Origin of the sequence: Caballeronia fortuita (assembly GCF_001544835.2) — a bacterium.
Lineage (GTDB): Bacteria > Pseudomonadota > Gammaproteobacteria > Burkholderiales > Burkholderiaceae > Caballeronia > Caballeronia fortuita.
Genome location: NZ_FCNX02000012.1, coordinates 36,783 through 61,324 on the forward strand (window position 1 = coordinate 36,783; position 24,542 = coordinate 61,324).

Genomic DNA, 24,542 nt, shown 5'->3' on the forward strand with positions numbered 1-24,542 from the left:
CGAAGCGCGGCCGCGTTCTATACCCGGGATGCAAGAGGCGCTCAGCCCTTCGTCGGCGACGTAGCCGGTCGCGCTGCCTGCCATTCTGCCGCGACAGCGTCCGCAACAGCAGGGCGCGCTGCAATACGCTCGTGCCAATCCCTCAGATTTTCGAGATGCGTTAGGTCCACGTCGGCATCGAAAACCGAGTTTATCCATGGCGCCTTGCCCCAATTACAGAGAACCCATAGATATGAATCGACGGCCGTATAGGTGTTACCCATAACGAACTCCTTGCCGGCGAGATGCTTGTCGACGAGCGCGAAAGATTTCTCAATCTTCGGCTTGTTATAGGCTGCAAAATCAGCGAAGCGCTTCATCTTCCGTTCATAGATCAGAGGCACGAATCCTTTATGTATCTCTGTGGTTAGGAAGTTGAGCCATTCATGGGCACGGTAACGGTCGTTGCTTCCATTCAGCGGGAGTAAGTATTTGTTGGGCGCTAAATCTGCTATGTATTGCATAATCGCGGGCCCTTCGCGCAACGCGAAGCCTTCCCCGACCTCCAATACCGGAACGTATCCGAGTGGATTGACATTGGCAAAGTCCTCTCCACTCGACGTTCTTTTGGTAGCAAGGTTTACCTCGACAAGTTCGAACTCGATGTCTGCCTCTCGGAGAACGATGTGTGGCGCTTGTGAGCATACTCCAGGTGTGAAGTAGAGTTTCATGACTGTACCTAAGTAGATTGGGATGCCGATCGCATGGTCGCCCGATGATAGGGAGGGATGTTAAGGACGTCCATCAAGCCGCACACCGGATCGCTTCGCGAGCCCTAATACATTGTTCTTTAAGAGTTTTCCTTGTACTATCGTCGCGAACGACGGCGCGGCCGGTGGCGCGAGGAAGGAGAGGAAAATGGACCTGAAAGGGATGCTGCAGGCAGCAGGTGTCGAGGGGAACAAGGCGGATTTCTATCTAGCGTCACTTGAATTGGGCGAGTCGTCGGTCGCAGCGATTGCGCAGAAGGCAGGAATTGGCCGAACAAATGCATACGAGATACTCGATCGCCTCTTGGCTAGTGGCCTTGTCGCCACTGTTCAAAAGGGTACGCGGAGCTTTGTAATACCGCAGGACCCGATCGCTCTTCTTCGCAGGGTCGAAGCGCAGCGTCAAACCGTGCAAGAGCTACTTCCGCAGTTGCGTGCAATACATAACTCGGCCGGAGGGAAGCCCAAAGTACGCTTTTTCGTTGGTGTCGAAGGCATAAAGACGGTTCTCAACGAGACCTTGGACTGCCAGTCCAAAGAATTACGCGCGATAATGTCGAATAGTGAATTGTTTCAGACACCTGGATTTACCGTTATCCGTGACATCATCGCGAAGCGGGTAAAGTCTGGCATTACACTGCGAATAATTCGTTCTGGTAGCCCGGACACGCGTGATCTTTGGAGGACTTCGGAGCGTGAGCGTCGTACGCTACGCTTCGCGCCCCCGTCCTTCGAAGCGGGCGTCACTACTTATCTTTATGACGACGTGGTAGCCTTTATTTCTTCAAAAGCGGAACATTACGCATTGTCTATACAAAGTGCTGAGCTTTGCGCGTTTCAAACTGGGCTTTTTGAAGCGCTTTGGGAGTCAAGCGTGCCAGATGTTCGCTGACAAGCATGTTCAAAGACCTCTCTAGAGTTGAGATCGGAACAAATAAGGCGGGAGACGAAGTAAACGGCAAAAAATCGGCCGAATTGTTGGCGACGAAGTATCTCTTCGCGCAGCGACTGGGCTACAGGGCAATCGCGACTCGCCTTTGCACACACACCAAAGTCCGTCGCTAGCTTATCGGCGCACCTTCTGTTTGATTTTGCGGTGGTGGACAACTACATGGCTTCAAAAAGCCGTCAGCTGCCAGCTAGAAGTCATGCGATCGTGTGGCGCCCCTTGAGGCCTGCAGGCTGACAGAGTCAAGCAGCACTGCGGGCGGCTAGTTGACGGCGACCTACCGCATTGTGCCGTTGCGCGGCCGCGGACTGCTGCTTACTTCTTGGATTACTCTGCGCGACACCTAAGTCTCCGCAACCATCACGTTGCTCTGCCGACCGGGCGTGGCAAAGTCTCCGCGCCGGTTGATGGAGATGTTAGGGCAAACCCACGAAATCGTCGATAGAACGCCGGTGACATTGCGTGTACATCTCGACGTCTCAATGGCTGCCTAGTTGTCGAGGGCTCCGAATCGCCGACTTGCCCCGTTTCGTTCGGTCGAATAGTACAAATATTGTCTCGTAAAAACAGTAACTTAGAAAAAATCGTCAGTGCATTTTGCGGTTCCGAGTGACGGCGGAGAATTGGCCTCCTAGGATGGATTTCATTAATAAAGGAGGACTGGAGATCATGCAAACGTCTACGCCCGCGGTTCCAGGAAAGGAAGCTTCAAGCGAGAAGTTGGTCATTATCGGATCGACGCTCGGTACGCTCTTTGAATGGTACGATTTTTTCCTCTACGGCGCGGTAGCGTCCGTTTTCTCGAAGCAGTTCTTTTCAGCGCTTTCGCCGACAAGTGCATTCCTTTTTGCGCTTATCGCATTTGGAGTTGGCTTTGCCGTTCGGCCCCTCGGCGCTCTCCTTTTCGGGCGACTAGGGGACACGATTGGACGCAAGTACACGTTCCTAATGACCATCGTTCTCATGGGCGGAGCGACCTTTTGCGTGGGCCTCTTACCGACATACGCACAAGCCGGGATCATCGCGCCGATCCTTTTACTGTCATTGCGGGTATTACAGGGTTTAGGGTTGGGAGGCGAGTATGGTGGTGCGGCCATCTACGTTGCCGAGCACGCAGCTGCAGGGCGAAAAGGTCGTAATACAAGTTGGATTCAGATGACGGGCGCAGGCGGGACGATACTCGCATTGCTGGTAGTGTTCACGTGCCGCTCCATTTTCGGAAGCCAGTTTGAAGAATGGGCCTGGCGCATTCCTTTTCTGCTCTCCGCGGTAATGCTAGCGGTTTCGATTTGGATCCGTACCACGCTTCACGAGTCGCCCGTATATGAGAAGATGAAGGCAGAGGGCAAGACGGCGAAGGCCCCAATTCGCGAGACCTTTGGAAGCTGGGCTAACGTCAAGCAAATGCTGATTGCGCTGTTTGGCTTAGTCATGGGCGTAACGACGGTTCTGTATATGGGACAGACGTACACCTTCTTCTTTCTCACGCAGACCTTGCACTTGGATATCGGAACCGCGAGCTTTTTGAACGGCGCCTCGTTGCTTGTTTGTCTCCCCCTTATGTGGATAGCAGGCGCGCTTTCGGACATCATCGGGCGCAAAAAAGTCATCCTCACCGGTTGTCTTCTAGCCGCATTGACGAGCTTCCCGATTTTTAAAGGTATTACCCACTTCGCAAATCCAGATCTCGAAACAGCGACGCGAAATAATCCAGTGGTTCTGCACGCGCCCGCTTCGTCGTGCAGCTTCCAGTTCGATCTTCTGGGTAACAAGCCGGCTACGAGCGAATGCGATAAGTTCAAAGCAGCGCTTGCAAAGGCGGGCGTTCCGTACACGAATGTCGCGGACTCAACTGCGGCTCGCCCATTCGTCCTCGTCGGGACTACAAAACTGAGCGGATACGATGCGATCACCTTGCAACAGCTCCTTCACAACGCAGGGTACTCGAACGAAGCCGTCGCATCGCATATCAATAAGCCGATGGTGATCTTGCTGTTGATCGTTCTCTGCACGTATTTCGCAATGGTATATGCACCGCTTGCCGCGGCGCTCGTCGAGATGTTCCCGGCTCGCGTTCGATACACTGCGTTGTCTTTTCCTTATCACGTAGGCAATGGGATCTTCGGAGGCTTCTTCCCTGCCGTAGCATTCGCAATGGTTACTATGACCGGCGATATCTACTTTGGAATTTGGTACCCCGTATTCTTTGCGGCGGTTACTTTTGTGGTCGGCGGGCTTTTCTTGCGCGAGAGACCCGTCGTTGACGATGCGACCGCGCCGGCCTCAACTGCGCGGGCCTAGCGTTCCTCGCTGACCTCGTTCTGTGGGAGCCGGCGTTCAGCGGTCCGAACACAGGCTCACCTCCCGAAAAGCGACGACCTTTACGTGAGCCAATTCAAAGGCGAATATCATGAGCTTCCATATCGAATATCCACGGACCTTGCCCTTGCAACGTCCGGGTGACTTTCAACCTGGCGCCCCGAAGTTCCACGCGAGATGGGACTCGGCTGTTACGACGCTGGTGTGTGATTACATTGCGGTCCAGCGGGACCGCGATGATTTGACCTCGGAGAACAACTTTTTCGAGCGTCTCCAGCGCGATTTCGACAGTGAGTTTGGGCCAGACTGCGCAGAACGCATGCGAATGGTTGATGAAGCAGGCAAGACTAATTCAATAATTGTTGCATACTGGACCGATCCGTCCAGATACGCATTTTGGAAATTCACGGCAGCATTTAATGCGTGGCTTCAGTCAGCCGAGCGTGAGGCTGAGGATGTCGGATATTGGCGGGAGACTCTTGTAGTGCCGTATGATCGGCTGGAAACTATCTATTCAGAGCCGGAGTATCGAGTCGGCCTGAATCGTACAAAGGGCTGCAATATCGAGCCGATGTACACCGCGGGCTATTTTGGAGCTATGCGCGATCGGCTTCCGATTTCCGCCGTTGATGGCTTGAATTCTCCCTATGAAACGTCACTGCCGAAAGGGGCTTTCGAAGACGGTCTTCGTAAGCGGATACGCGTTGACATCCCCCACAACCTCGTAAGTATCCGATCTGGTCAATATTGGCAGAAAGCCGAAGGCGAACAGCTCGCAGACTATTATGAGAATCTGCAGCCCAAGCTCGAAGTTGGCATGTCGTATATCAAAGATAATCCGCTAACAACGGGTTGCCTGTCTTTGCGAGCGATGGTTAACTTGGATCAAGAGGGCAATGAGCTTCGAGAGACGTCCAAGCACGGATACTTCATTTCCCTGGCTTTTCTGGAGCGCTGGGCGTCGAGTCATAAAAGTCACCTTGACATCTTCAAGCACGCGCTCGCGATGAGGCGAAAGTATGGAGCGGAACGTTCTGTTGTTACGTGGCACGAGGTGTTCGTTCTCGGGAGTTCCCCATCTTTCGAGTACGTGAACTGTCATGCGGAAACCGGTCTTCTGAAGTATGCCAACCTTTGGGGTTCGGCTCCGATCGCCCGTTGATCAGGGTCCAATATTAGTTCATTCAATGGGAGGCGACACCGTGCCAGACCAACAAGTTCAAAAACCACTCAAACTCTATGGGATGACTTATTCGGGGCACAGCCACCGAGTGGAACTTTTCCTGTCTATACTTGGGTTGCCCTATGAAAAGGTAACCATTGACCCAGACACTGAGGCGCACCACAAACCAGATTTCCTAGCCCTGAATCCATTTGGACAAGTGCCAGTCATCGTTGACGGCGAGGCCGTGGTTTTTGACTCCAATGCCATACTCGTTTATTTAGCAAAAAAATATGGAGACGAATCATGGCTCCCAAGCGAGCCAGTCTTGAATGCTTCCGTTCAGCAGTGGTTCTCGTTGGCGGCTGGAGAAATTGCGTTTGGTCCATGCGCCGCACGGCGGCTGGTCGTCTATGGGGAGGAGTTGGTCCCTATGTCGGTGGCCAAACGCATTACAACCAAATTGTTCGAGACGCTTGAAAAACGGTTGGAAGAGAGGCAATGGGCGGTGGGTGATCGTCCGACCCTCGCTGACATTTCGGCGTATAGCTATATCGCCCATGCACCGGAAGGATATATCTCGCTGCAACCATACCCGAGCATCCGAGCGTGGCTTTCCCGAATCGAGGCATTGCCTGGTTACGTGCCCATGCCGAAAGCGCCTCTCCGTGCGGAGCGGAATGAGTTCGTCACCAACTAATAAGTCTTCGAGGAAGGTCGATACGTCCCCGAAGGTTCCTCTTGATATCGAAGACCTCCAGTTGAATGCAGTTCCCGCCAGGCTAACTATCCGTCTCTCAGGTTAATTGATCCACGGGGGTCGGGCGGTTACGGTACACGTGAAGCCCGTAACATTGACAACGATTGGCTAAGCGACAACACAGCGGGACGGCTGTCAGTCGCTATGGCCCTCACCCGGAGGCAACGTGTCAATTCTTGAACCCATGCGGGAACACCGCACCTGTCCTAAGGATCCTTCATTATCCGGTCGGGAGAACATCCCCGACATGGTTGCGTATGATGAACTATGCGCCGAGGCCGAGCGCGATTACGAGAGCTTTTGGGCGCGCTTCGCGCGGAGCACTCTCTAATGGTCAAAACCGTTTAGTGAAATCCTTGACCAGAGCAACGCACCTTTTTATCGGTGGTTCAGCGATGGTCAACTAAATGCGTCATTCAATTGCCTAGATAGAAATCTGTTGAACGGCAATGCGGATAAGGCAGCTATTTTGTTCGAGGCGGACGATGGCACTCAGACGCGTGTCACGTATCGCGAGCTGCACCTTCGGGTAAGTCGGTTTGCCAATGCGCTGCGTAGTCTAGGAGTTGGAAAGGGCGACCGCGTTGTGATCTATCTGCCGATGTCAGTCGAAGGTGTAGTCGCTATGCAAGCCTGCGCCCGCATCGGGGCGATTCACTCTGTCGTATTCGGCGGGTTTTCCGCCAAGGCCTTGCAGGAGCGTATTGCCGACCTCGGTGCCGTCGCACTAATTACGGCCGACGAGCAGTTGCGAGCCGGAAAGATTCTCGCCCTTAAGTCCATAGCAGACGAAGCCCTTGCGGGGAGCGATTGTTCGAGTGTAAAAAATGTTGTGGTTTACCGTCGTACCGGAAGGAAAATCGAATGGACGAAGGGGCGCGACCATTGGATGGACGAGCTGCTCTCGGCGCAGTCGAACGACTGCGAGCCTGAACCGGTCGACGCAGAACACCCGCTTTTCGTCTTGTACACCTCCGGATCTACTGGCCGCCCCAAAGGCGTACAGCATAGCACGGCGGGTTACCTGCTGTGGGCAATGCTCACGATGCGCTGGACGTTTGACATCAAATCCAGTGATGTCTTTTGGTGTACCGCAGATATAGGCTGGATAACCGGGCATACATACATCGCGTACGGACCGCTTGCGGTAGGCGCGACCCCAGTAATCTTCGAGGGCGTGCCGACTTATCCCGACGCCGGTCGCTTTTGGGAGATGATCGCCCGTCACAAGGTCAGTATTTTCTATACGGCACCAACTGCCATCCGTTCGCTAATCAAAGCGTCGGACGCGAACCCGGCAGTTCATCCTGCTCGGTACGATCTATCAAGCCTGAGAGTGCTCGGTAGCGTCGGCGAACCAATCAGCCCGGATACGTGGGAGTGGTATCACAGTAACGTTGGCTCGGCCCGCTGTCCTGTTGTCGATACGTTCTGGCAGACGGAAACTGGCGGCCACATGATCGCGCCTTTGGCGGGCGCCACCCCGCTTGTTCCGGGATCTTGCACGCTCGCTCTACCGGGGATCATGGCATCGGTCGTTGATGAGACGGGCCAGCCAGTGCCCGACGGAAGCGGTGGCAATCTCGTCATTCGGCGTCCTTGGCCGTCGATGATTCGAACCATCTGGGGCGACAACGAGCGCTTCAAGCAGAGCTACTTTCCCGAGGAACTCGGTGGCGGCGTCTACCTTGCAGGCGACGGAGCCGTTCGCGACATTGAGACTGGCTACTTCACGATCACGGGCCGCATTGACGATGTGCTCAACGTTTCGGGACACCGCATGGGCACGATGGAGATTGAGTCAGCCTTGGTGGCTCACCCGCAGGTTGCCGAAGCTGCCGTCGTTGGACGCACCGACGATGTTACCGGCGAGGCTATTTGTGCCTTCGTGGTTCTGAAAGGTTCGTCGCCCGTCGGCGACGAAGCGCGCAAGCGCGCGGTCGAGCTGCGCAAGTGGATCAGTGACCAGATCGGACCGATAGCCAAACCAAAGGATATTCGGTTTGGCGACAATTTGCCAAAAACCCGTTCTGGCAAGATTATGCGCCGACTCTTGCGTTCTCTCGCCAAAGGGGAGCAAATTCTACAAGACGTGTCCACACTAGAGAACCCGTCTGTTCTGAGCCAGTTGGGCGAAGCATACTGACTCCTGAGAACTTGCGTTCGGCCGTACGCCGTCGGCGGTACGGGCCGAGCGCAGCCAGCTGCGAGATGTTTCCTCTCTGGGCGTGAAGACAGTGTCACCCAGCAGTATAGGTCGCTGGCGAGGCGATAAGTTAAAAACTTGGCCCATACCTTGAGCTTAGATGCGCGACCGAATCGACGATGAGATAACTTTTCGCAAGCTTGAAGTCCTGCTTGCCTTCATGGAGACCGGTAACCTGGCGAAGGCGGCCGAGGCATTGAACGTGAGCACGGTAAGCGTGCATCGCGCACTTCATTCGCTTGAGCAAGGCGTGCGTTGCGCACTCTTTCGCCACGAGGGCCGTAACCTAAGGTCGACCGAGGCCGCGCAGATGCTTGCCGACGTGGCACAAGAAGTAATCACCCTTATGTCTGACGGTATTCGCGCGACACGCGAGGCCGCAGGCTATTCGTCAGACCGCCTAAAAATTGGCTCTTTGTATTCGCTTACGATTAAGACGGTGCCGGGAATCGTTGTTGACATCAAGGTGCGCAAGCCTACGCTCCATGTCGAATTGGTACTCGGGTCGAATGTCGAACTGATCGAGAAGCTAAAGCGCAACGAGATCGATGCGGCCCTTACGGCTATGCCCGACGCCGAACCCGAAATCGAATCTATTCCTCTTTTCGAGGACGATATTTTCTTCGCGGCGCCTGCCGGTTCGCGGTATGCGCGGCAGAACCAGGTCGATCTCCGCGACTGCCGCGAGGAGACATTCGTTTCGCTCGGTGAGGGCTTCGCTACGTATCACGGGTTCGTCGAGGCATTTCGCGTCGCTAACTACACGCCGAACGTGACGATGCGAACAGGCGACATTTTCTCGCTAATGAACCTGGTGAGCGGCGGTGTCGGCTATACGCTGCTGCCGGGTCGCGTGCGCGGCGTCTTTGGCGACAAGGTGCAATTCATTCCGCTCGAGGCGCAATATATGATGCGCCAGACAATCGGCGTCAGCTTCTTGCGCGCACGTGAGCGCGATCCGAATCTACTCGCGCTCATGGCGGTCTGTCGTCTTCGGACGAGACGCGGCGACTGAGGCGTCAACGCGCTGCGCGAACGCGTTCCCTATTGATAAGCGCGCTGAGGTCGGGAAGCGAAGTGTCGCTGCCACTCACAGCAAGTCCGTCCGTGAAAATCGGGCTGGCGAGCCGCGTCAATACGTTCGCGGGAGGCATCTCTATTGCAAGACGCGCTCCGCGTTCCCATGCGAGTCTCATTGTGTCATGCCAGCGCACAGGGTGTGCCATATTGCCGGCAAGATCGGCGGCGATTTGCGCGCCGTCGAAAAGTGGCCGCGCAGCACTGCTGCTGAGATAAGTGACGCGTGGCGCACGCACCTCGACGTCCGTAAAGGCATCGGCGAGCCTGGCTGCCGGGGCGTTAAGCAGGGCGCAATGGGACGGCACGGCACCGTCGAGGCGCTCACAGCGTTGCGCACCTTGTCTCTTCGCCGCTTCGGCGAGTTGATTGATGGAAACCTCGCTGCCCGAGACGACCATCTGGGTTTCAGCGTTTATATTTGCAAGAAAAACCGGTCCTACCTCACTGTTGACTTGCGCAATCAGCCGCTCGAGCGGACGTTGCGTCAGGCCGACGATTGCGAGCATGCCGAAGCCGCACGGATATGCCTGTTCCATCAATTGGCCGCGCAAGGCGACGAGCCTGAGCGCGTCGGAAAAGCCAAGAGCGCCCGCTACCACCGCGGCGGGGTACTCGCCGATCGAAAGTCCCGACACCATATCAGGCACGTGACCGTGAGTCTGTAGGGCGCGCGCCTGACCGACGCCTGCGATCAGCAGACAAAGCTGCACGGCGACGGTGGAGCGTAGCGATGCCGCATCGTCTATAGATCTGATATCGAAGCCTAGCGCGTCACCCGCTTCTTCGATAGTGCGAGCGATTTCGTTGTGAGCCGGCAGCGCATGCAACATGCCGGCGCGCTGTGAGCCTTGGCCAGGAAACGTAAACAGCACGCTCATGATATGTTCGGTACCCTTAAATTGTCGACGAGCAATGGGCCGTACCCCGTCTTAAGCAGCACTCGGTCCGATGCACGCTAGCGCGAAGCCGCCGTAACCAGTGTCAACTTGCATATCGATGCGTGCCGGCGCGGTCCGCAGCAGCCACAGCAGCGCGTACGCTTCAGTGCGCGGAAGCGGTCGCGCGTCGCGAAGCAGCAGACCGAGGTCGCTGTCTTGCCGCAAAGTGCTCACGCCGCTTGCAAGCGTAAAACCGACGCTTCCGATGACGCCCCAAGCCAGCTGGAGTTGATCGAGTTCGGGCGCGATTTGAGCGAGGGCGCGCATGCAAAGCAGGCGCGCGACCGCGGTTTGCTCACGCCGCGCGCCCGCCCGAAATAGCGCTTCGGGTGTTATGCGACGGGATTTGCGCTCGCTTGTGATAAATGCCGCAAATCGCTCGCCGCGTGTGCGTCCTCGAATGCCTACGGGCACGATGTCATTTGCGCTGACCGCTTCTCGACGCACTACGACCGGCGCGACTGACAGCCACTCAGGCGACGCCCACGCAGGCAGCTCCGCCTTCGCGCGAAAGTCTCGCGGCTCGGAAATCCACAGAAGATCGTGCGGACGGATCTCCTTATTGGCGAGCAACACAGCGGTTCTCCATGAGGCATTGGCGCCCATTAACTCATCAGCGCCTTTGTTGCGAAGAACAGCACCGACGGCCCGAGTAGGCAGCCAACGCCCGTGTGGAACGTCGCGATGAGTGCGCCGTATGGAACGAGCCGCCTATCGGTTGCGGCTAGCCCAGCGCTGACGCCACTCACGGTGCCAGCCAGTCCGCCAAAGATCATCGCGGAACGGGGAGTCTTCAGCCCCATGAAGCCCGCAGCTATCGGCGTGCCGATCATCACGATGATCGCCTTGATTAGGCCAGTCGCGATACTGAGTGCGATCACATCGGAGCTTGCGCCAATCGCAGCGCCCGTCACCGGTCCGACGATATACGTCACGGCGCCTGCGCCGATGGTCGTCATGCTTACGGCGTCGTTATAACCGAAAGCGTGCGCGATGCTCGCGCCGACGATGAAGGGTAGTACTGTTCCAAGCAACAACGATACGACACCAATCAGACCCGCCTTGCACGCTTCAGTCGCCTGCACCTCGAACGCCGTCGCGACGATGGCAAAGTCGCGCAGCATCGCGCCTCCCATTAGGCCCACACCGGTGAGAAGCGGCAGGTCCGCCAGCCCTTTTTGCCCTCCGGTGAATGCTCCGCCGCAATAGGCGAGCACGAGGCCGATCACAATGGCGATCGCCGAGCCGTGTACGCGCCCGAAGGTCAGTTTGCGCGAAATCAACGACGACACCCACATGATTAGGCCCACCAGCGCGAGCGCCGTAACCAAGCCGTTTTGGATCAGAATTTTATCGATCATCTGCAACATGGCTGTCTCCTCGTTCAAATTTCTTCGAGATGCGGCGCGTTTACGAGCGAGGTGCTATCGCGACCGGTGCGCGACAGCACGGCGATGCAACCCGCGCAGACAGCCGCAGCACCCAGAGCCGACAATAGCGCGACAGGGCCGCCCTTCAACGCGGCGACGACGTTTTGATTCGCCGCCATCGCGACGACGACTGGAATGTACATCGCGCCCCAGAAGGCCACGCCCGCTTCGGTTTCCTTTGGCAGCAAGCCTTTCCCCTGCAAATAGAGGCGCAGGAAAATCAGCAGCAGCATCGCGATGCCGACACCGCCGACATTCGTCTTGACGCCGATCGCGACCCCGAGCAGGTCCCCGAGGAAAAGTCCCGCCAGATGGCAGAACGCGAGCAGGGCGGTTCCATAGATGATCATTTCGTGTCTCCTGTATTTGTCTGTTAGGATTTCGATGCTTTAGCGCCACGCTTCCCGCAGCTTGCGACGAACGGCCGCCGAGGCCGCGCGGTGCTCGCTTCGAAGGCGGCTTTCGAGGCCGCGCGACGGGTCGGCGCGAATGTCGTCGACTGCAGCTTTCAGCGCCTTTTCAACCGCCGACTGGTCCGTGCCGGTAGGGGCATCTGCGTTGCTAACGGGAAGCAGTTTCCAGAGCAATCCGAGCGACGCGTAGTTGTCGATGTCGTAGGCCATCGGCGGAACGCGCTCCGTGAAAGCTTCGAGTTCGGCGACCGAGCGCAGCGTTACGCGCGCGGCCGATTCCTTACCCATCGCGTGGACCATTACGCGCGGATCAGCGAGCGCGATTAGCCTATTAGCCTGGTAACCGTGTGCGAGAAACGCGCCGGACATTGCGCGTCCCACGATCAGGCCAATTACCGGGTGACGAGCCAGGCGCGCGCTTGCGTAAGCATCGGCGGCCCCAGCGAGCGCCTGATGAATGCCGTACGCTTCCTCGCGGCGTCCATAGGCCTGACTCGCCACATCGATGACGGCCACGAGCGCCCGTTTTTCTTCGCGATGTGTATCAGCATCGATGACTTCACGCACCGCCCGCGCGATCTCCCATGCTTCCACGAGTCCCACCTCGCCGCCGCGGGCTCGCGGGAACGGGTTGTTGGGGTCCGGCAGCACCGCGATGAAACGCGCTGCCTGGTCCCCGAGACGCGCATCGGCGACGCGCACAGAGGGTGGGTAGCCGGCCCGCAACGGCGCGCTGCCGGTGAGCGCATCCAGCCAGACTGCGCCGCGTTTCGAAAGGTCCTGTGTTCTCACGATGCAAATCCCCTGCTAAAGATGGCGGCTGCTTGTTCCGGCGTGGCCTGCACCCGCGGATCGACTTCGGACAGCCGCTGGAGAAAGCCCACGACGCGTTCGCTGCGGCATGCGTCTGGACGCCCGGCGCGAAAACAATCGATGATGGCAGTGCGGATCGCATCGGCATCATCGGCGGTGTATACGTCGAGCAGTCCCGTGCGATGTCTTTGCTCGCAGCCCGTAAAGCTCCAGATCATCGCGCGGTCGCGGGAATCGAACTCCGCAATGCCTGCTTCCTGCTCGATTACGGCCGGTCCGTTGAGCCCGAGCCGCGCCTCGCGCGTGCCGATCAGATAGCTGCAAAGACCTGCGGCGATCGACATGCCGCCATAACAACCGATAGGGCCAGCAGTGATGCCGATCACCGGCTGGTAGCGCCGCAAATCGACGATGCCCGCGTGGATTTCCGCGATGCCCGCGAGACCGAGATTGGCCTCCTGCAAGCGCACGCCGCCCGTCTCGAAGAGAATGACGGCGCGCGTAGGAATGCCTCGGCGGTTGTCATCGGCGGCAAGGTCGAGGCTGCCCGCTATTTTCGCCGCCGACACTTCGCCCATGCTGCCGCCTTGAAATCCGCCATCGATGGCAAGGACGACCGCGGGCTGACCGTCGATGGTTCCCTTGGCGACCACCATGCCATCGTCGGCTTGCGTCACGATGCCCTGGCGCTTGAGCCAGGGCGAGCTCACGCGCTCGAACGGACCGAGTAGCTCATTGAAAGTGCCTTCGTCGACTAGCTTTTTGGCGCGGCCGCGGGCATCGAGTTCGATGAAACTTTGGCGCTCGAGCAGTGCTTGCATATCCATAGTTTTTCAAGCTCCCCCGTTGGATTTCAGCTGTTCAAATACTTGCCCAATGCGCATCTGCACCACACCGGGGGTCGCGCCGGAATCGTTAATTTCGAGCTTTGCGGCAGGCAGGGACCCGCCGCCGAGAATGCGTTCGAGCACGGCTCGCCATAGATGGCCATTGCCGTCGACAGATGTCGTGATGTTCACCACCGTGCGGTTCGCCGCGTTCGCTTCGAGCAGAACTTCGAGGTCGCCCGACGCGACCACGCCGGCCAGCGCACGGCCGTGTGCGGGTGCGCCTGCCGGAAATTCAAGGACAATAGTTTCCATGAGCGTTTCTATGCCTTCGTCGGATGACCCGCTTTGCATCGGAGCTGGTCGAGGAAGAGAGCGGCGGCGAGCAGATCCGCTGCGCCGCCGGGCGATACGGACAATTCGACAAGCCGCCGGTCCAGCGCCTTGAGCCGTCGACGGCCGTCGAACCGTGCCGCACCTCCATGCATCAGCACGAGCCGCGCGCCGTCCTGCGTCTCGGTGAGCGCGCTTCGTCCGCCACGCGCGAGCACGCAGGTGTCGTCGAGGCTCGCCATAATCGCGAGCAGCGCATTGAGGCGCGCGGCGGTTTCGCTGTCACCGCGTTCCCGTGAGCGTTTGAGTTCCGGCAAGGCAACGTCGACAACATGCGGAAAGCCTGCCTGCGCTTGCCCACGCGCACCTCCGACGTCGTAATCGCGGCACGCTTGCTCGCCTTTGTTGCCGGTGACGGCGGGCGCGTGACGATCTTGCACGCGGGCGATCGATGCCGCGCGCGTGGCAACTGATCGAGGATCGAGCTCCGAGGGTGCCCGCGCTGCAGCAGTCACAAGCAGTCCGAGCGCCCAAACTGCGCCGCGATGCGTATTCACGCCGCCGGTTGCGTCGAGCATGCGTGCTTCGCCTTCGCGGCCAACTGCTCCGATGCGCTCGCGCAGCGCGAGCATCGGGCGCGTCTCAAGGCCCGCGCGCGCCAGTTCGACAAACGTCGGCTGCAGCGTGAGAGCCGATACGCACATCAGCTTCCAGTCGAGATCGTCGTGGCGCGCCGCGGCTCCGAATATCGACAAGGCCAGGCTTCGGCGCCAGCGTCACTTCGTCGATCAGCGCTTCAACCGCATGCTTGCCGAGAAGATCGGCCAGAGCTGGCGCGTAAGCTAAGGGACGCGCCGCATTCGTTGCGATAAGATCCTGCATCACCAACTCCGAAAGCGTGCGGGCGGGTCGTACAGCCCGCCCGACCAGTCGACTAGATCCGCCACGCTCTTCGCCGCGAGCAACGAGCGGCTGGCTTCACTGCGATGAATGCCGAGATCTTCGGGCAGCGCGACGAAGCCGTCTCGACGCAGTTCGGCGAGCTTTTCCGGGCGGCTCGTGAGCCCGACCGGCGTGACGCCCGCGACGGCCGCGATCATCTCCTTCCTATGTTCGAGCGACCTTGCCTTGTACAGATACGCCATGCCTTCCTCGGTAAGCACGTGCGTGACGTCGTCGCCGTAGATCATAACGGGCGCGAGCGGCATGCCCGACTCGCTTCCGACCTCGACCGCATCGATTGATTCGACGATGCTCGGCTGGCCGCTTGCTTGGAACGTCTCCACCATCTGCACGACGAGCTTGCGGCCGCGTTCAAGCGGACTCTCCGTTTGCAGCAGGTCAAGCCATGCAGGTGTCGCATGTCGTCGGCCGTGCGGGTCGTGTCCCATGTTGGGCGCGCCGCCGAAGCCGGTGAGCCGACCATGCGTCACCGTCGACGAGTTGCCGGCGCTATCCATCTGCAGCGTCGATCCGATGAACATGTCGACTGCGTACTGTCCGGCAAGCTGGCACATCGCGCGGTTGGAGCGCATTGAACCGTCGCGTCCTGTGAAAAATATGTCCGGCCGTCGCCCAACGTATGCTTCCATGCCGAGCTCGCCGCCGAAGCAGTGCACGCTTTGAATCCAGCCGGTCTCGATCGCGGGAATCAGCGTCGGGTGCGGGTTAAGCGTCCAGTGCCGGCAGATCTTGCCTTTAAGGCCGAGCTTCTCGCCGTACGTCGGCAGGATCAGTTCGATGGCCGCCGTGTTAAAGCCGATTCCGTGATTGAGCGACTGAACCTGATGCCGCTCATAGATTCCGCGAATCGCCATCATCGCCATCAGGATCTGAATCGGCGTCACGAGGCGCGGGTCGCGCGTGAAAAGCGGCTCGATAAAAAACGGCTTGTCCGCTTGTACGACGAAGTCGATCCACGAGCCCGGGATATCGACCCGGGGCATTTTTTTGGGATCGTCGACGATCTCGTTGACCTGCGCGATGACGATGCCGTCGCGAAATGCGGCGGCTTCAACGAGCGCGGGCGTGTCTTCAGTGCTCGCGCCCGTGTAGATGTTGCCGTCGCGATCCGCTATGAAGCCGGCGATCAGCACGACGTTTGGCGTCAGGTCGACATAGAGGCGCGCGTACAGTTCAATGTATGTGTGGATCGCGCCGATCTGAAGGATCCCATCCCGGAGAAATTGAGAAACGCGCAGGCTTTGAGCGCCCGCGTAAGCGAAATCGAGTTTTCTAGCGATGCCACGCTCGAAGAGATCAAGATGCTCGGCGCGGCTCACACTTGGAATGATGAGATGCAAGTCGTGTATGATTTGCGGATCGACCTTCGCGAGCGAACGCGAGAGGAAATCCGCTTGTTTCTGGTTATTGCCCTCGACGACGACGCGATCGCCCGGTGCGATCAGATTTTCAAGGACGTCGACGATGCGTTCGGGCGGCAACACGACGCCGTCGGCGATCGATGCCACCCGAGCAAGCCGGCGCTGTTTTTCCGCGCGGCGCGTCGCCCAACGTGAAGAGGATGAATGCGGACTTAACATGTTTGCTCTCGCTCAGGACTCAAGAGCCGAGTCTAGAGAGCCAGCGACCTGCGTTCAATCACGCTCGGACGATGATCATTATCCAAAGGCTAACGAATTGACGTTGTTGTTGGTCAATCAAATAGTCAACGACGGCTGCCTGGTCTGGCGCGCGAAGCGGATGAAAGCCCACGAATCAATTCGATGAAAAAAACCGACGCATTGAGCGTCGGCAGAAGGGCTCCGGGTGGGGCCACTGAGAGATCGGTACTTCAGCTTCATCTCGGAAACCGCACTGTTTTTGACAAGCCGCACACGAACTGCGCGCCGCCTACTGCGGCCGTCAAGAACAGTCGTAGCGGCGCGTCGACGCCTGTCATAGGGTTCGTACTAGTCGTCAAGTCCGCGACGTAACCACGCGAGCGATCATCAGGCAATTTTGAAGACTGCGACAGCTGCCGTCAGTTGCTTGGCCTGATCGTGCAATGAACCGGCAGCAGCTGCAGCTTGCTCTACTAATGCAGCGTTTTGCTGCGTTACTTGGTCCATTTGGGAAACCGCAATATTGACATGAGCGATTCCCCGACTCTGATCTTGTGAGGCTAGGGCGATCTCAGTCATGAGATCGGCAACATGCTGAATTGCGACTCCGAGATGGTCCATCGTGCCTCCCGCCTTGGCAACCTGGTGAGCTCCTTCTTGTACGCGAGTCGCGGACGCTTCAATCAGTGTTTTGATCTCCGCTGCGGCGGCCGATGCCCGTTGTGAGAGACTTCTTACCTCGCTTGCCACAACTGCAAAGCCGCGCCCCTCTTCTCCCGCCCTTGCAGCTTCCACTGCCGCGTTGAGCGCCAAGATGTTCGTCTGCGAGGAAATCGCTTCTATCATTCCAACGATCTCAGCAATCCTTCGCGAGCTTTGCTCAATCCCAGTCATCGTACTGATGACTTGGCCGACAATCGCACCGCCTTCCCTAGCAACCTCGTTGGCAGTTTCGACAAGCTTACTGGCTTGCTCGGCGCTTACAGCATTCTGTTCAACTCTCGACGTCAGCTGCTCCATGCTCGCTGCGGTTTCCTGAAGCGATGCAGCCTGCTGCTCCGTCCTCGACGACAGATCGGTATTGCCCATCGCGATTTGATTACTCGCGCTGGCAATCGCGTCGCTGCTCGCGCGAACTACCCCTACGGTTTCCGCTAGTCTTAGCCTCATCGCAACAACGCCCGCTAGCAATTGCCCCATCTCGTCCGTACCCCGAACCTTTATCTCTCCCGTGAGATCGCCGGACGAAATGTGGTCGAACTGCCTAAGCGCTTCGGCCAGCGGGTTCATAATCGCCTTGCGAAGAAAGATCCAAGCGGCGATGGCAGCAGCGATCCCAGCTGGGACCACAAGAAGGGCCCATAACCGCATGGTTTCAAACTGGCGGTCGTTATCCGCGTCTTGACGCGCTGCATCCGTCAGTTGAAAGTTCCTGAGAGCATCGAATGCATTACTAACCCGATTGTATGCATTCGGAACGTCCTCGGTGACGAAGTGATCGATTTCAGCCGAGTTGCCTCTCGCAATTGCCTGACTAAATGCGTCAAGCACCTGGCGGAAATTCTTGCGAGCCTCTACTAATGCCTTGGCAAGAGCGTCCTCATCCGGTTCACGAAGAATCAAATCATACTTGTCGTACCACTGATCCGACGTCGCCATGAACTGCGCGGCTCGCGCCGGCAGGGTCGCAGCGCCGGGTGCGTCAGGGGACAGTGCATATCGGTCCAAGACAAGCCGAGCTCGACCGAGATAAAGATCGGATAAGCCCAACGCATTAATGGCAGGAAGACTATTCAAGCTCACATCCTTCGCGGATGCGTTGATAGTGTTCAGGCTCCAGAGGCCGAAGCCCACGCAAATGCAGAGAAGCGCCGCAAGGGACGCGATTGTGAGTGCAATACGCGCCCGAATTGTCATGGTCATCTGTCAAGTGGTTGTTGCTCGCTGACCCACGCGAGTTCATTGCGCTTGGCGATACGGGGCGTGACGAGCGTGGAGCCACCCGCGCCTGTGCGGCTTCTCAGCCACATCGACGGACCTTGTCAACGACGTAGAGGACAACAAACGCCCGATAAATCTGCCAGTTGAATCATTCTCGTCTACCACCTTCGCTTAGTCACTGTTTATTAATCCCCGACCGCTGTGCAAGAATCGCAGTGCGCGTCACCTGGTGGTGCGAAGTCAGAACTTCGGCAACGCGTACATGCTTCAAAACGCCGAACGACGATCCGAGTGGCCCCCTAACGTCCAAGGTATTTGGAGCGCATGCAAAAAGCGCGGGTGGAGCTCCCGCACTGCCGTCGTCCCCTTCATCCCGCACTGGTGGAAAAAGCCTCTAACAGCGAGGCGTACACGGTCATTTGGTTTGGAAGTTGACGGGCGACATCGGTGCCGTGTTGACTGACAGGTTGAACACATCCGGGCGCGAGTAATGCCCGACTACGTCGAAGTCAAGGTTACTTGCTCGCCCCAACCCCGGGTCGATCTCAGCATAGAGGATGGTCTCTTCGTCGAAGATCGGTCCAGCCAGTACTTTTCCGAGGGGGTCAACAATCATACTGCCACCATGCATAATGTAATCATCGCCTCGAGCATCAAGGTGGAAATCCTCGAGGTAATATGATGGATATTCACTCAGGCGAATCGCCTGGCACGCACTCAATACATGAACTCTGCCTTCGATTGCAACGTGAATCATAGAAGGCGCCCACGTGGCTCGATCGTCAGCCGTTGGCGCACAGTAGATTTCGGTGCCTTGTGCATACATAGCTTGACGAAACGCCGGCATGTAGTTTTCCCAGCAAATAACGGCACCGACCTTGCCAAACGGGGTATCTACCGGAGATATTGTCGATCCATCGCCGAATCCCCAGATGATGCGCTCAGTGCCTGTCGGCATAAGCTTTCGATGGTAGCCAGCGACGCCCGCATTCGGCGAGATCGTAACCGCTGTGCAGTAAAGCGTTCCGCCTGCGCGTTCGATAACCCCGGCAACGATGTGAACACCGGTTTCAGCTGCCACTTCGCTCAGCCGGGCGATCTCTGGGCCGGTGAGCTCCACTGCACCATCTCGATAGCGTTTGAATAGGGCGCGTCCGGCGTCGGTGCGACGACCGACGAGAGTGCCGAACGATGCCCCTTTCGGGTAACCGCCGATGAACGCTTCCGGAAAGACCACAAGCGAAGCCCCTTCGCTCGCTGCCGTTCTCACAAGCTTCACTGCTTTTTCCGCCGTTTGTTGAGCGTCAAATGGAATTGAGGAGGCTTGTACCACTGCGGCCTTGAACATTTAGAACCTCGCGTTGGTGATGGTTGATATTGCGCAGGCCGAGTGTTTTCCGCCCGCGTTTGATTGCCGTGAACTGTTGGGGTTAGTGTCCGCTTGAGGCAAGCACTTGAAGTTACGCTTTCAACCTTGGGAAAGGTCGCGGTTGCTGGTCTCGGGAAGCATGCGCCATAGCACGATGAAGCATGCAAGCGACACACCGGCAAGATACCAAGCCGGGATGTTTGGGTTATGCGTGTACTGGATCAGGGCAGCTGCAATGAACGGACCCGGGCCTGCAAGGATCGCCAAGGCTAGGTTATGGCCCAGCGCGGCGCCAGTCGAACGAATGGAAGCTGGGAATACCTCTACTAGCAAGACAACATCCATCACAGCAGTAATGGCAACCAACGCGGCGAGGATGGTCAGTCCGATTAAAATGGCGACTGGATTGCCGGTGTTCATGAGCAGAAAGATCGGATAAGAAAATACGGCCAAGCCAAGTGCCGAAGCGAGAACCAACGGGCGGCGACCGATCCTGTCACTGAGTCTTCCGACGAGCGGTTGAAAGATGGTGTACATCGCGAGCGAGATACTGCACAGCCATAGGGACGTTGCCTTGCTCAGACCGACCGTCTGCGTCAGGTGATTGTTCGCATAGGTGATGAAGTAGTAAAGCGAGACGCCGAACAGCGCAGAGAAAGCGAAAGTAACGACAAACGCGCGCGTTTGCTCACGTCTTGGCACCGCCTCGACGTCATTAGAGGCGCGCCTACGCCGTACTTCTTCGAAGACTGGTGTGTCGCCGAGTCGTCGGCGGATATACATTGCAACGGCCGTCATCACAATAGACGATACGAAGGGCAGTCTCCAGCCCCAGCTTGACACGGCCGCGTCTGGCAGGGAGACGGATATGGCCGCTGCAATCAAGGTGCCGAAGAGGAAGGCCGCGCCCGCCGTGCCGGTGATGATGCTGGCTGCGACTGCGCGGTTCCTGTGCGCAGCGCTCTCGACGATGTAAATACCCGCACTTGACCATTCCCCGCCTACCATCATCCCTTGCGCGAAACGCAGCAAGATAAGCAAGGCAGGGGCGGCCAGCCCCCATGTCTTGTAACCGGGAAGAAGCCCAATTAGCGTCGTCGTGAGACCCATGCCGAAAACCGTGATAATCAGCACGGCGCGGCGTCCAAAGCGATCGCCGACCGGGCCAAGAACAACCGCGCCTAATGGCCTCGAAACGAACCCGACGGCGAATACCGCTAAGGATGAAAGCAGCGAGACACCAGGTGCCGTAGACGGAAAGAACGTGTGCCCGATTACTGATGCAAAGTACCCATATATTGCGAAATCGAACCATTCCATGAAATTACCGATGCCCACTGCGGCCGAACGCCTGCGCAGCTCATCCCTCTCCCGAGCCTGCGTAGGGTTGGCTTCTAAGTTCAGGTGCGCAAGCGTCTGTTTCATCGGAGCCTCAACGCGAGAATTTGACGTCGTTGTCGAAGTGTCGGATTAGATCGCCTATCAATCAAACGATTATTAAAAATGACGATAATTAACCTAGCTAATATCAGCAGGGTGGACCTCAACCTGCTGGTCGTATTTCAATGCTTGATGAACGAGCGCAGCGTTACCCGCACAGCGGCGATCCTCAACGTTACGCAGGGGGCGGTGAGTGCTTCCCTGAAGCGACTTCGGCTCCAGTTCGGGGACGACCTCTTCGTACGGAGCGCCGCCGGGATGGTCCCAACCCGCCGCGCGGTCGAGTTGGCTCCTCAGATTAACGATGCGTTGGCGCGTGTCTCGAACATATTTATCAGTGAGTCCCAGGTTGACGCAAACATCGCTCGTCGAACCTTCAACATCGCGCTTTCTGACGATATCGAAGCGTGTATTTCCCCGATGCTAATCAACGAGGCACGTGTCCGTAAGCTTTCTGTCGGTTTTGCTTTCCATCAAAGCAACAGCATCATCTGGAAGGAATCGTTGTCTGACGATGCCATTGACTTGGTTCTTTGTGGAGAACCGAAAGGTCTTGGGTCGCACTTTTCATCGAAGGTGCTTTTCTCAGCCTCGTATTCATGTCTTTACGACGGCGTGCGCTTGGGCATCCAGTCGCCGATTACACGCGATGAGTATCTTTCTCACGATCACGTGCGTATCTCATACGATGGGCGTCGAGGGTTCGTAGACGACTTGCTGGAAGCGGACGGCGTAACAAGAAAAGTGTCCGCGTCATTCACACACTTCGCTGGAGCGATCGCTTCGCTCGTCTACTGCGACGCCATTGCAACCATTCCGACCTTCGCGGCGAATGCATATGCACGAATAGCTCGTCTAACGGTAAGCCCGCCACCCATCACAGTCCCAGCGTTTCGTGTTTTTATGATTTGGAATGTCGCGCGCAACGAAGGCGTTCATAATCAATGGCTCCGCAGCTTCGTCTCAGAGACGACTAGGGAGCTCCAGTATGGAGCAAGCCAGCCGCAGTCTCCATTGCGGCCCTAGCAACTTCTCGCGAGCTGCTCGCAAGTGATAAATCTCGCGCCGTCGCCCAACAAAGCATATTCAATCCACTTCTCTAGCAGCAGGAGTGTGCTCGTCTGCCGCGCTGCGAACGGATGTATCCGGATCGTAATGTTAGAAGCGAATGAGTCCCGACGTAAAAAATCTAATTGTGCCCGCCATGCTGTCTCCGCATCGCGGAGGCTTGGCGCCCCCTGATGACCAGGGAAATGCCTAAAATACAATTCAAGCGGCAACTCTTCGATAAACCAGTTCGTCGGTATTTTGGTCAAACTTGAGTGATCGCGCTCAACTTCACGACGCCAAGGCTGTCCGGCTTTTTCGTCTACCAAGTACCAGCCGCGGCCGATACGAATGCATCCGCACGCGTGTCCACGATAGGCGGCTGTGAGTTCGTATGACAGGCCTCGGTTCTCGATGTCCGCTGAGCTGAATTGCCAGGCGCCGACCAGAGGGGCGGTGTATCCCAAAGGGGCTCGGCCGCACAGCCGAGTGATAACTGAAATTAGTTCATCCAGTCGTTCGCCAGGGCGCAGACCCTCGACTCTGCTCGAGTCCGTTTGAGTGGGTCCTCGAACGCCTATCTCGTGGCCACGTACAACGATATCTTGCAATGGAAGCATCTTGGTCACGCGGTCGCAGATAAACCATGTCGTTCTGATTGCATAGCGCTGAAACAAATCAAGGAGAGCTTGCATGGCCTGTTCAAGGTCTGACAGCTCGCTCAGTCGTCTGCTCAGACTGTCATCACCGCAAGCACGGCTTACTGCCGACGGCCACATATCCAGGTCGATGGCAAAAGCAATGAAGATATGGCCGCGCATTCTGGTTAATGTGATCACGGTTATTTCCACGAATCGACGTACATCGCTGTTGCCTTTGCGCACTGCACGTCTCTAATTTCTACCTCCCCGCATCGACTTCGGCGAGTCAACGCTGATAATGCAAGAAAGCGCCGGAATCGGCTTGGCTGATGAACTCGGTTCCTAGAGGCATGATAAAAGACGAATCACCACCATCAGTCGACTGTAAGGCGGAACCCTTCAATTGACCCCAGCTGATGCCCCAACTGACTTCAACGGACGCGCGGATCTGCGACAGCTACTACTGGCCAATAATGTTGAAAGGTTGGGGTGACCACTAAAAGCAGGTGGCTGAGTTGAATCCGCGCGATCCGGCTACATGGAGTTGTTAGTGCGACTCGATCTCTAGGTAGCTAGTTGGTCTCAACACCTGTCGCGGAAATAATCAAGTCGGCGATTTCCTTAGGGTGCGAAATGAGTGATACATGACTTGACGCAACCTCGATTGTATGGGCCTGCATTCGTCGCGCCATGAACCGCTGGAGCTCCGGGTTAATCGTTCTGTCCTCCGTGGAAATTGCATACCACGTAGGCTTCGCACGCCACGCAGCCACGGTAGTCCTCGCCGCTAGGATGGGCTTGCCCATCGGTTGCTGCACCGCATAGTACTTTTCAGCTTCAGAGGTGGGGAGATCACCCGCGAAGTCGGTCAGGAACGCGGGCTCAGAGAGCTTCCCGTAGCCGTCCGGCGACCACTGCAGCCCCTTCGACGCAGGCGCCGCCGGAAACTTACGAGTCAGTCCAGGATAGTCTTCGCCCGCATCGGGGGCCCGTGCTGCCACGTAGACTAGGCCGCTAACCTTGGGATCATCCCCCGCTTGGCTAATTACCATACCCCCGTACGAGTGCGCCACTAGGAGTGTCGGCCCGTCTTGCTCCGCAAGCGCCCGTTTCACCGCCTCGACGTCGTCATCAAGTGAGGTCGTTGGATTTTGTACTGACGTGACATGGAAACCTCTCGCTTGCAGCAACGGGATCACTTTCTCCCAACTGGATCCATCTGCATACAGACCGTGCACCAACACGATGTTGTGGACGCTCGCAGAGGAGGCCGCCGCCGTGTCTCGTGCGAGAGCGTTGGCGCCCGCGAGAGCGGCAAGCAAGGCCAGCGTTAAACCAACACGCCGAATTTTCATTCCAACTTTCCTTTGATCTATTTTCGCTAGGGAAACGAAGCAAAGCGTCGGTCTTGAATGCACAATCCACTTCGTCCGTTTGATCGTGACTCTATCACCGTTATAAGAATCGATGGCCGTTCAAATTTGTACAGCCGCTGGGACAGAAAAGAGGATGCCTTCTCGGTGACGGCACTGCTACGATTAACAAGCCTAGCTACTTCTCT

The 24,542-nt window shown here is 57.4% G+C and carries 20 protein-coding genes and 2 pseudogenes; 7 read left to right on the forward strand and 15 right to left on the reverse strand.

Annotation, left to right across the window (positions count from 1 at the left end; translation table 11 throughout):
- Positions 1 to 41 precede the first annotated feature (41 nt).
- Positions 42 to 710: a glutathione S-transferase family protein gene (locus tag AWB77_RS22305; RefSeq protein ID WP_061136626.1), complete on the reverse strand. Its 669-nt coding sequence runs from the start codon at positions 708 to 710 to the stop codon at positions 42 to 44.
- Between the two features lie 187 nt (positions 711 to 897).
- On the opposite strand from AWB77_RS22305, the gene AWB77_RS22310 reads away from it, so the two are divergent.
- The 6 genes and pseudogenes from AWB77_RS22310 (at position 898) to AWB77_RS22335 (ending at position 9,160) form a co-directional block, all read left to right on the forward strand.
- The gene (locus AWB77_RS22310; protein WP_061136794.1) at positions 898 to 1,641 is read left to right on the forward strand and encodes a TrmB family transcriptional regulator; all 744 of its coding nucleotides are present in this window, start codon (positions 898 to 900) and stop codon (positions 1,639 to 1,641) included.
- Between the two features lie 726 nt (positions 1,642 to 2,367).
- Positions 2,368 to 3,999 carry an MFS transporter gene (locus tag AWB77_RS22315; protein WP_061136795.1) on the forward strand — a complete coding sequence of 544 codons (1,632 nt, stop codon included), beginning with the start codon at positions 2,368 to 2,370 and terminating at the stop codon, positions 3,997 to 3,999.
- Between the two features lie 109 nt (positions 4,000 to 4,108).
- On the forward strand, positions 4,109 to 5,179 hold the full coding sequence (locus AWB77_RS22320) for a phenylacetaldoxime dehydratase family protein (protein WP_061136627.1): 1,071 nt from the start codon (positions 4,109 to 4,111) through the stop codon (positions 5,177 to 5,179).
- Positions 5,180 to 5,261: 82 nt separating this feature from the next.
- The gene (locus AWB77_RS22325) at positions 5,262 to 5,879 is read left to right on the forward strand and encodes a glutathione S-transferase family protein (protein ID WP_244158621.1); all 618 of its coding nucleotides are present in this window, start codon (positions 5,262 to 5,264) and stop codon (positions 5,877 to 5,879) included.
- Positions 5,880 to 6,123: 244 nt separating this feature from the next.
- Positions 6,124 to 8,085: pseudogene (acs, locus tag AWB77_RS22330) on the forward strand (acetate--CoA ligase).
- A 160-nt stretch (positions 8,086 to 8,245) separates the two neighbouring features.
- Positions 8,246 to 9,160 carry a LysR family transcriptional regulator gene (locus AWB77_RS22335; protein ID WP_061136629.1) on the forward strand — a complete coding sequence of 305 codons (915 nt, stop codon included), beginning with the start codon at positions 8,246 to 8,248 and terminating at the stop codon, positions 9,158 to 9,160.
- 4 nt (positions 9,161 to 9,164) lie between these two features.
- Here the strand turns inward: AWB77_RS22335 and mdcH are convergent, their stop codons facing one another.
- The 12 genes and pseudogenes from mdcH to AWB77_RS22395 form a co-directional block, all read right to left on the reverse strand.
- Positions 9,165 to 10,103, reverse strand: coding sequence for a malonate decarboxylase subunit epsilon (mdcH, locus tag AWB77_RS22340; protein WP_061136630.1), 939 nt, complete (start codon positions 10,101 to 10,103; stop codon positions 9,165 to 9,167).
- Between the two features lie 51 nt (positions 10,104 to 10,154).
- Positions 10,155 to 10,769 (reverse strand): malonate decarboxylase holo-ACP synthase, encoded by a 615-nt coding sequence (locus AWB77_RS22345; protein ID WP_244158612.1) that lies wholly within the window; start codon positions 10,767 to 10,769, stop codon positions 10,155 to 10,157.
- Positions 10,769 to 11,533, reverse strand: coding sequence for a malonate transporter subunit MadM (gene madM, locus AWB77_RS22350; protein WP_061136631.1), 765 nt, complete (start codon positions 11,531 to 11,533; stop codon positions 10,769 to 10,771). Before madM ends, AWB77_RS22345 begins: the two co-directional genes overlap by 1 nt.
- Before the next feature lie 14 nt (positions 11,534 to 11,547).
- Positions 11,548 to 11,943, reverse strand: a complete 396-nt coding sequence (madL, locus tag AWB77_RS22355; RefSeq protein ID WP_061136632.1) for a malonate transporter subunit MadL — start codon at positions 11,941 to 11,943, stop codon at positions 11,548 to 11,550.
- A gap of 39 nt (positions 11,944 to 11,982) precedes the next feature.
- Positions 11,983 to 12,798, reverse strand: coding sequence for a biotin-independent malonate decarboxylase subunit gamma (gene mdcE / locus AWB77_RS22360; RefSeq protein ID WP_061136633.1), 816 nt, complete (start codon positions 12,796 to 12,798; stop codon positions 11,983 to 11,985).
- On the reverse strand, positions 12,795 to 13,646 hold the full coding sequence (locus tag AWB77_RS22365; protein WP_061136634.1) for a biotin-independent malonate decarboxylase subunit beta: 852 nt from the start codon (positions 13,644 to 13,646) through the stop codon (positions 12,795 to 12,797). Before AWB77_RS22365 ends, mdcE begins: the two co-directional genes overlap by 4 nt.
- A gap of 6 nt (positions 13,647 to 13,652) precedes the next feature.
- Entirely contained in the window at positions 13,653 to 13,961 is a 309-nt protein-coding gene (gene mdcC, locus AWB77_RS22370) for a malonate decarboxylase acyl carrier protein (protein ID WP_061136635.1), read from the reverse strand.
- A gap of 8 nt (positions 13,962 to 13,969) precedes the next feature.
- Positions 13,970 to 14,861, reverse strand: a pseudogene (locus AWB77_RS22375) (triphosphoribosyl-dephospho-CoA synthase).
- Positions 14,861 to 16,522 carry a malonate decarboxylase subunit alpha gene (gene mdcA / locus AWB77_RS22380; protein WP_061136636.1) on the reverse strand — a complete coding sequence of 554 codons (1,662 nt, stop codon included), beginning with the start codon at positions 16,520 to 16,522 and terminating at the stop codon, positions 14,861 to 14,863. The pseudogene AWB77_RS22375 and the gene mdcA overlap by 1 nt, the downstream one beginning before the upstream one ends.
- A 408-nt stretch (positions 16,523 to 16,930) precedes the next feature.
- Positions 16,931 to 18,466 carry a methyl-accepting chemotaxis protein gene (locus AWB77_RS22385; RefSeq protein ID WP_061136637.1) on the reverse strand — a complete coding sequence of 512 codons (1,536 nt, stop codon included), beginning with the start codon at positions 18,464 to 18,466 and terminating at the stop codon, positions 16,931 to 16,933.
- A gap of 433 nt (positions 18,467 to 18,899) precedes the next feature.
- The gene (locus AWB77_RS22390; protein WP_061136638.1) at positions 18,900 to 19,832 is read right to left on the reverse strand and encodes a carbon-nitrogen hydrolase family protein; all 933 of its coding nucleotides are present in this window, start codon (positions 19,830 to 19,832) and stop codon (positions 18,900 to 18,902) included.
- Positions 19,833 to 19,952: 120 nt separating this feature from the next.
- The gene (locus tag AWB77_RS22395) at positions 19,953 to 21,278 is read right to left on the reverse strand and encodes an MFS transporter (RefSeq protein WP_061136639.1); all 1,326 of its coding nucleotides are present in this window, start codon (positions 21,276 to 21,278) and stop codon (positions 19,953 to 19,955) included.
- Between the two features lie 78 nt (positions 21,279 to 21,356).
- Here AWB77_RS22395 and AWB77_RS22400 point away from each other — a divergent pair, with 78 nt between their 5' ends.
- Positions 21,357 to 22,319, forward strand: coding sequence for a LysR family transcriptional regulator (locus tag AWB77_RS22400; RefSeq protein ID WP_061136640.1), 963 nt, complete (start codon positions 21,357 to 21,359; stop codon positions 22,317 to 22,319).
- On the opposite strand, the gene AWB77_RS22405 is transcribed toward AWB77_RS22400, so the two are convergent.
- A complete protein-coding gene (locus tag AWB77_RS22405) occupies positions 22,316 to 23,224 on the reverse strand; it encodes a polysaccharide deacetylase family protein (RefSeq protein ID WP_157694875.1) in 909 nt (302 codons plus the stop codon). The two genes, AWB77_RS22400 and AWB77_RS22405, sit on opposite strands and share 4 nt — an antisense overlap.
- A 329-nt stretch (positions 23,225 to 23,553) precedes the next feature.
- Positions 23,554 to 24,336 (reverse strand): alpha/beta hydrolase, encoded by a 783-nt coding sequence (locus tag AWB77_RS22410; protein WP_061136642.1) that lies wholly within the window; start codon positions 24,334 to 24,336, stop codon positions 23,554 to 23,556.
- Positions 24,337 to 24,542 lie beyond the last annotated feature (206 nt).